The sequence below is a fragment of the Candidatus Goldiibacteriota bacterium genome (genome assembly GCA_016937715.1).
Taxonomy (GTDB): domain Bacteria; phylum Oederibacteriota; class PGYV01; order PGYV01; family PGYV01; genus PGYV01.
Window position 1 is genome coordinate 1 of sequence record JAFGWA010000105.1, and the last position, 8116, is coordinate 8116.

Consider the following 8116-nt stretch of genomic DNA (forward strand, 5'->3'; position numbering starts at 1 on the left):
AGCGGAAGAAACTGCGGAGGACGGAAGTAAATAAATTAAGCTATAAGCATAAAGCAGTTAAGCAAAAGCGGAAGAAACTGCGGAGGATAGAGAGATTGTCCGGATCTTTTGTTCCGGTAGCCGCACCCTTTAGGGTGCGTGTCTTTGTATTGGCAGATGCAGGTCTTTAGCCCGCGGGATTTTGATTTTGGCGGTGTTATAAATTTTTCTATTACAAATAATTAAAACGTATTTTAACATTCCCTGCTTCTTTCACTCATATATTTGCTTCATCGCCGGGATTTCCGCTTTCAGGCTCGCTCCAACCGCGGGCTAAAGACCCGCGTCTACCAAATCAAAAGCAAAATCAAATATAAAAATCTAAACAAAGTGACCTGCCATATCAGCCATAGCAGCTAATTGCCGCGGCGGCCGGGTAAGGGACGCGGCTATCAAGGCAAAATCAAAAGCAAAAAAAACGAGACGCAACGTGTTGCGCCTCTACATTAAATACCAAAACTTAAATCCGCGGGGCTGAAGACCCGTGGATGCTAAATTGAAACCAAAGATAATCAAAATATAGAAACTATTTTGGATTGTTGATGTCCAACATGTTATGGGAAAACAAATTGGGATTTTAGTCATCACAGCATCAATCTTAATAGCCGTAAACTGTTCAAGGCATCAGTCGCCTGCCGCGGTTACGGATATTGAATTATATCTTGGCTCTGTTACTGTCACCAATACTTTTTCGTCAACATTTATACCAACGTATTCGCATACTGATACTTTTACAAGCACAAACACTTATACAAATACTCCGACTGAAACCGCGACAATCACGCCCACTTTTACTGATACTTTTACAGGCACAAATACTTATACGAATACTCCTGCAAAAACTTTTACAATCACACCCACTTTTACGGCAACATCATCAGCCACACCCTATCCGACACCTATAGCGACTTCAACTAATATAGGCGCGGTTGAAGGCGGAGCATGGATTCATGGAACAATGGGACATCCGGACAGCAATTGTAACAGTTGTGATTTATCTTTAAACTGCATGACAATAGAACTTATTCCGTTAGGCTGGAAATATACAACAGAATGTCCGGGGTCCGGTACAAGTTATGGTTTTATTAACGTTCCGGTCGGTACATATACCGTCTTAGGTCATACAATAGTTGTTACTGATGGCGGAGAATATACGGTTCCGCATTATTGTGAAAACTTTTTAGGGTGTCCGAATTTTTAATTTGGTTTATGCCAGACGGTAATCACAAAAGTTTTCCCTATAAACATATAACCAGACGCGATGTAACGCGTTTTTATATTAAAGAACAAAACTTAAAAAACGCGCCCAAAAGGGACGCGGCTACCGAAGCAAAATCAAAAGCGCAAATAAAAACGAGGCGCAACGTGTTGCGCCTCTACAGAAAATTCAGGAAATACTTTTACGGTAATGCCAGAAATATCGCGCCGGCGGCGACTAAAGAACCGCCTATTGCTATTTTCCAGGTGATTGTTTCCCTTAAAAATATAAAAGCCAGAAGCATGGCAAAAACCACGCTTAGTTTGTCAATTGGCGCGACGCGGGACGCGGGCCCTAACTGCAGCGCGCGGTAATAACAAAGCCAGGACGCGCCTGTGGCTATCGCGGATAAGGCAAGAAAAATAAGAGTATGCGCGGAAATGGTGTTTAACGGCTGCCACTCTTTTCTCCAGCTTACTATCAGCGCGATAATTCCGATAATTATCACGGTGCGGATAAAAGTGGCAAGATTGGAATTAATTCCCGCAACGCCCACCTTTCCGAATATAGCCGTTAATCCCGCAAAAAATGCCGATGCAAAAGCAAGTAAAAGCCACGAATCCCAAAGTTTCATAAGTCACTCTCCTTTTATATTTAATCCACTGATTCCGAAGTTAAACCGGACTTGATATTATCATAATAAACAATTCCCTCTGTTGTTATATTATTTGACCTGTACAGCCCTATTTTAATGTAATTGCCGGCGTTATTAAAACAATTTTTTGCCGTGTATCTTGTAATGGCTGATGCGCTTTCAATTGGCACCCCGTCAAGCCATACTTCAACAAACCCTGTACTTTCCGTGCTCCAGAACACCCTTGTTTTAATCCTGTGCCAGACGCCTTTGCTTAAAGGCACTGACGCAATGTCCATAACGCTGTTTGTATCCCAGCTATATACGCTGATTATCAGGTTTCCATTTCTGTATTTATAGGCAAGCGGAGGCGAATGAGCGGGATATGTGCTCCAGGTTTCGCCAAGCGCGGGGTCGGGCTGGTCGTGAAACTGCCCTATTACCTGCCAGTTATCACTTTCTGTATAAGAAGAATCAAGCCTGATGTACCAGGAATAATATAGTTCGGTATCAGACGGAGCCGTGTTAAATAACTGTAGTTCGCTTCTTGCGGACTGTAAACCTGTATTCGGAGAAGTCCATAAATCGCCGTCAGCGCCTATTTTGAATTTTCCGCAGTGGCTGCCTTCGTATGCGCCGGTTTCATCATAAGAAAAGTTGACACCATCTGCCGTGTACTGCCCTTCCCACGGAGAGTATGTTTGGGAGTTAAAATCAAGGTTAAGCAGCGCCAATTCGCCGTAATCATACGGCTGTGTACCGGGTTCGTTTATGTTAACCGACGGGGACTTGCATGAAGTCATAAACAAAACAAGAATCAACGCCAGTAAGTTTTTTATCAGATAACTTTTTACAGCATCGTTTTTGTTGCCCTGTATCTCTATTGCGCCGTTTTTAACGGTTCCGCCGCAGCCGCAGGATTTTTTTATATCACCTGCTATTTTTTCAAGGCGCGCGCTGCCGTAAGTGTGCAGATTGCGGATAACAGTTACTTCTTTGCCGCCGCGTTTTTCAACGCGTATTACGGGCTTTGGTGAGTTTGGGTTAGCCGGCATACAAATTTCAGTTATTGCGGTATATTATGCGCAGTGATAATACGGTAGTAACGCATACAAGCGAAAAAGCGTTTGCGGCAATAAGAGGAAGGTCTTTTATAATAGTGCCGTAAATAAGCCATAGGGCAATTCCTATAAACGTAAGGATGTACTGCCATAGCGCTACGTCTTTCATCTTTTTTGTCCTAAATCCCTTTATTATCTGCGGTATGAAACCTATTGACGTGAAAAAACCTGCGATTAATCCCAAAATTTTAATGTCCATTGCTGCTCCCTGTTATATGTTATCTGTATTTTTCTTTCATCTGTTTAATTTTTATAAGAGCGTCCAAAGGCGTCATATTGTCTGTTTCAAGCGTGCTTAGTTCCGAAAGCACGGCTGATTCTTCTGACGCGGCAAAAAGATCGGGCTGAAGCGCTTCTTTTTTCGCGGGCGCCCCGCCAAGTTTTGTATGGCCGTCTTTTGTGTAATTGGCGTCTTCAAGGCTCTTTAAAACTTTTTTAGCGCTTGCAAGCAGTTCGCCGGGAAGCCCTGCCAGCTGCGCCACGTGAATGCCGTAGCTTTTATCCGTGCTGCCCTTTACTATTTTACGCATAAACACAATTTTGCCGCCGTACTCTTTTACCTGAATATTATAGTTCTGTACGCCGGTTAAAATATCCTGTATTTCCGTCAGTTCATAATAATGAGTGGCAAAAAGGGTCTTGGCTTTTATGTTGTTGTGAATGTATTCCGTGACCGCCCACGCTATTGAAACGCCGTCAAAGGTGGAAGTTCCCCTGCCCACTTCATCAAGAACGATAAGTGATTTGGCTGTAGCGTTATTAAGTATGTTCGCGGTTTCTATCATTTCTACCATAAAGGTGGACTGGCCGCGCGCAAGGTAGTCAGCAGCGCCTATACGCGTAAAGATTCTGTCTGTTATTCCTATCTTGGCGTATTTTGCCGGTACAAACGACCCTGCCTGCGCCATTATTACTATTACGCACACCTGCCTCATGAATGTTGATTTACCAGCCATATTGGGGCCTGTTATCACCATTATCATATTATCAGAACAGTCAAGGGCGCAGTCATTGGGGATGAATTCATTTCTGCCAACGCTGTTTTCAACCACAGGGTGCCTGCCGTCTGTAATTATTATTTCATCGCTTTTGGTTATTTCCGGGCAGGTAAAGCCGTTGTTGATGGCGGCTTCGGCAAATGAAATAAGGCAGTCAAGTTCGGCTATCTGCGACGACAGCGCCTGCAGTTCTTTTATTGAAAGCGAAATCTGCTGCCTTATCCTGCAGAAAATTTCATATTCAAGGGTCTTTATTCTGTCCTGCGCGCCTAACACCATGCTTTCGTACTCTTTAAGCTCCGGTGTGATAAACCTTTCCGCGTTAACAAGTGTCTGCTTTCTTATGTAATTGGCGGGGATGTTTTTTAAATTAGCTTTGCTGATTTCTATATAATAGCCAAATACGGATGTGTATCCCACTTTTAACGAACCTATGCCGGAACTTTTACGTTCGGTTTCCTGCAGGGCCGCTATCCACCCTTTGCCGTTTGTGCTTATGTCCTTAATCTTTGCAAGTTCCGGATCATACTCGGGATTTATAACCCCGCCTTCTTTTATGGTGATGGGAGGTTCTTCGGTTATTGCGTCCGAGATAAGTTTGGCTGTCTTTTCAAGGGTGTCATTTGATAAATTAAAACGTTCAAGTTCTTTCGCGTCGGAGCTTTTTATAATTTTATGTATTTTTTCGGCATTAATAATACCGCGTTTTAAGGCGTTTAAGTCGCGCCCGTTTACGGCGTTGCCGCCAAGCTTGCCGGCAATGCGTTCAATATCTGATATTTCCGCAAGAAGGCTTTTTAAGTTTGTCCTTAACTGGCTGAATTCAATAAATAATGATACCAGAGAGTGCCTTTGCGCTATGGCATCTGTATCCATAAGGGGTTCTTTAAGCCACTTTTTTAATTCCCTGCCGCCCATTGCGGTTTCCGTATTATCCAGCACGGAATAAAGAGTTGTGTTTTTATCAGCGCGCGCGCCTGAATCCATTATGTCAAGGTTCTTTAACGTGACGGAATCAAGGTACATAAAACTGCCTGTGGTTCTTGTTTTAACTGAATTTATGTGTGAAAGTTCTGTTTTCTGCGTGTCATGAATGTAAGTTAAAAGCGCGCCCGCGGCGCCTATAAGGGCGTCATTATCTTCTATCCCATAACCTTCAAGGTTCATAACGCCAAAGTGTTCTTTTATTTTAGAATAGGATACATCGTGGTTAAAGTTCCAGTCCGGATAAGGGTTTATAAAACTGCGTTTTTCAGAGTGCCGCAGGCGGGATACAAGCGCTCGCGAAATGTCCCTGTCTGACGTGCAGCTTTCGGGGATAAGTATTTCTGACGGCGCTATTCTCTCTGTTTCATCAATCAGGTGGTCAAAGCCGGAAGAAATTGAAATTTCCATTACACAAAACTCCCCTGTGGATACATCTATGTAAGCCAGCCCTGCCGTGTCTTTAACGGGATAAACTGAAAGGATGTAATTGTTTGCCTTTTTTTCAAGCGCCGCGTCTTCCAGTACGGTGCCGGGGGTGATTATTTTTATTATTTCGCGTTTGACTATGCCCTTGGCTTCTTTTGGGTCTTCAATCTGTTCACATATGGCCACTTTAAGGCCGTGGTTTATAAGTTTTAAAATGTAATTGTTTGCGGCGTGAAAAGGCACGCCGCACATAGGCATTTTGTTTTTGCGGTCCTCGCCTGACCCGCGCGAAGTAAGGGTTATCTGAAGAATCCGCGACGCCGTAACGGCATCTTCGCCGAACATTTCGTAAAAATCGCCCAGGCGGAAAAAAAGTATGGCATCTTTGTTCCTGTTTTTAATCTCCAGGTACTGTTTCATCATGGGTGTAAGTTCGGACATATTTCTCCCTAATTTTATTGCCGGACACAAGTTTAATTTTTTCAAAAAAAAACGGCGGCCATGAAAAAAATGGCTGCCGTACGGTTTAAAACGGAACTATTTTTTCTTCTTTAAAAGTTCATCAATCTCTGTGATTTTTTTATCCGCGTAAACTTTCCAGACAGAAGCCGGGAAAAGGTCGCCCACAGACTGAAAGACCTCTTTTGCAAGCGCGGGTTCCCCGCTTTCCATCTGCGCGCGGCCAAGCCCTATAAGGGCTTCTTCCGTAAAAAGGCTTGTCTGTTTAAGCAGCTTCTGAAAGGTCTCTTCCGCGTTATCGTAATCTTTTTTCTCAATAAATGCCTGCCCTTTATGAAGTTCTGACAGCCCTGCAAGAAAGGCGTTTTCTTTGCTTTTAATGGTTTTGGAATATGTTTCCACGGCTTTATCGTATTCTTTGCGCGCCGCGTAAATGTCACCCGAATAAATGGCGGCCCAGCCGTGAATCCAGACATCTTCGGGGTAATTATTAATTATTTCGTTATAAACTTTCAGCGCCGCGTTTGGATTGCCGGCTTCCCTGTAAATTGAAGCCATGTTGAAATAAGCCAATGACCGCTGTTCCCCGCGAGCGAAGCTGTTGTGATATTCTTTATAGAAAGCAAGGGCGCCGTTGTTATCTTTTAATACTGTTTTAATACGCGCGCATGATAATAACGCGTCTTCCGCTTCTGATTTACCGGGATACTTTTTTATTATTTTAAGGTGTTCTTCTATTGCGTCAGATAATTTCCCTTGTTTTTCATAGGCTGAAGCTGTCGACAGATAAGCTTTTTTTTCCCAGTCTGAATTGGGATATGTTTTTTTTATAATCCTGTAAATCTTAAGGGCCTCTTCATATTCTCCTTTAGACAGATGCAGATTCGCCTGTTGAAAAGGATCGTTTGCATAAGAAGAAGAGAATATAAACAAAAAAAACATGGTAATACAAAATGACAGAATTATCTTGTAAGTGAATTTAGAATTTATAGCATGCATTTATACACCGATAAATTTAAATATGGGATATTAGTCTTCATTGTTGGCTTTTACTCTAATCGGAGCATTATCGTTAATCATGTCGCTGCTGGGGTTATAATTAAATCCTGCTTCTTTTCCGCTGGTTCTAAATGATAGACCTTTATAGCTAATTGTATAGTCTCTTGTTTGTTCAAAATTTTCTTCTCCGTATTTTTCCGCGAACTGTCTGGCGTGTTTTAAATTTTCAAGCGCGGTTTCTGCCTGATTGACGTACCTTTCGTTGTTATAATATTCATAAAGCACGCGCGAATACGCATCTCTGGCGTTTTTATAATCTCCGGAAAGTTTGTAAGTATCGCCAATGTGCATGGCTGCCATAGGCGCCCAGTCGGTGTTCTTGAATTTGTAGTTGATAAGTTTGTACTCGTTTACGGCATTTTTATACCTTTTTGTCTGCGTTAAAAGCGATGCAAGGTTAAAACGGCCCTGAATCTCCGAAGCGGTGTTTGGGTAATATCTTATAATGTTTCTATAAATTGTTTCCGCCCTTTTAAATTTTCCCTGCTTCATATAAACAAGAGCCATATTAAAATAAGCCCTTGATGACCTTGCGTTTGACATACCCTGTTTGCGGATTATATCCTTGTAAACTTCCATGGCATACTGCCATTTTTCAAGTTTGCCATAGCATCCGCCAAGGCGGTATGCGGCTTCCACGGCTATTTCTTCTTTTGGCTTTTCGGCAAGTACTTTCTGATACTGCTGTATTGCTTTGTCATATTGTCTGGAAAACTCATACGCGTTTGCTATTGAATAGCGTATTGTGAATAACCCGCTTGCAGTCGGAAAATTTGTAATAATGCGGCCCCAGATTTCCGCCGCGCCTTCATAATCTTCTACGTCGTAATATTTTTTGCCTTCCGCGTACAGTAGTTCCACGTCTTTTTGAATCTGTTCTTTGGTCATTTTTTTGTCCTGCATAACCGCTTCTTCGCTTTTAAACATCTGCTCGGACTGGGAAATCGCGGTTCCTGTCACTTCTTCGGCGGATTCAGCCGTGATACCTTCGTCTGCCTGCTCCTGGGAAACGCCTTCGGCGCTTTCTGTCATGGCGCCCTGAATATCGGGTGTTGTGGCATCCGGCCCTTTTTCGTTTAACATTTCATCCAAAGTGGCGTCATCATCGGTTCCTGTAGACTGGTCAACAGGCATAGAATCAGGGTCTTCCATTTCATCAAGAAGGTCTGACGCGCTTACCCTGTTATTGTCAACC

Annotated in this window: 7 protein-coding genes; 1 reads left to right on the forward strand and 6 read right to left on the reverse strand. The window is 42.9% G+C overall.

From position 1 onward, the window contains the following. Nucleotides 1–595 precede the first annotated feature (595 nt). Entirely contained in the window at nt 596–1240 is a 645-nt protein-coding gene (locus JXR81_10175; protein MBN2755209.1) for a hypothetical protein, read from the forward strand. A gap of 199 nt (nt 1241–1439) precedes the next feature. Here JXR81_10175 and JXR81_10180 read toward each other — a convergent pair whose 3' ends face one another. The 6 genes from JXR81_10180 to JXR81_10205 all read right to left on the reverse strand — a co-directional run. Further along, nucleotides 1440–1871, reverse strand: a complete 432-nt coding sequence (locus JXR81_10180) for an EamA family transporter (protein MBN2755210.1) — start codon at nt 1869–1871, stop codon at nt 1440–1442. Between the two features lie 20 nt (nt 1872–1891). Next, a complete protein-coding gene (locus JXR81_10185; protein MBN2755211.1) occupies nt 1892–2926 on the reverse strand; it encodes a heparin lyase I family protein in 1035 nt (344 codons plus the stop codon). Nucleotides 2927–2933: 7 nt separating this feature from the next. Continuing rightward, nucleotides 2934–3191: a SemiSWEET transporter gene (locus JXR81_10190; protein ID MBN2755212.1), complete on the reverse strand. Its 258-nt coding sequence runs from the start codon at nt 3189–3191 to the stop codon at nt 2934–2936. Between the two features lie 19 nt (nt 3192–3210). Next, a complete protein-coding gene (gene mutS / locus JXR81_10195) occupies nt 3211–5844 on the reverse strand; it encodes a DNA mismatch repair protein MutS (protein MBN2755213.1) in 2634 nt (877 codons plus the stop codon). A 96-nt stretch (nt 5845–5940) separates the two neighbouring features. Further along, entirely contained in the window at nt 5941–6804 is an 864-nt protein-coding gene (locus tag JXR81_10200; GenBank protein ID MBN2755214.1) for a tetratricopeptide repeat protein, read from the reverse strand. Between the two features lie 87 nt (nt 6805–6891). Then, a partial coding sequence (locus JXR81_10205; GenBank protein ID MBN2755215.1) for a tetratricopeptide repeat protein occupies nt 6892–8116 on the reverse strand: 1225 nt, incomplete at its 5' end.

Coding starts and splice junctions, on each gene's coding strand:
- JXR81_10180 (MBN2755210.1), bottom strand. CDS start 1,871: ATGAAACTTTGGGATTCGTGGCTTTTACTTGCTTTTGCATCGGCATTT.
- JXR81_10185 (MBN2755211.1), bottom strand. CDS start 2,926: ATGCCGGCTAACCCAAACTCACCAAAGCCCGTAATACGCGTTGAAAAA.
- JXR81_10175 (MBN2755209.1), top strand. CDS start 596: ATGGGAAAACAAATTGGGATTTTAGTCATCACAGCATCAATCTTAATA.
- JXR81_10200 (MBN2755214.1), bottom strand. CDS start 6,804: ATGTTTTTTTTGTTTATATTCTCTTCTTCTTATGCAAACGATCCTTTT.
- JXR81_10190 (MBN2755212.1), bottom strand. CDS start 3,191: ATGGACATTAAAATTTTGGGATTAATCGCAGGTTTTTTCACGTCAATA.
- mutS (MBN2755213.1), bottom strand. CDS start 5,844: ATGTCCGAACTTACACCCATGATGAAACAGTACCTGGAGATTAAAAAC.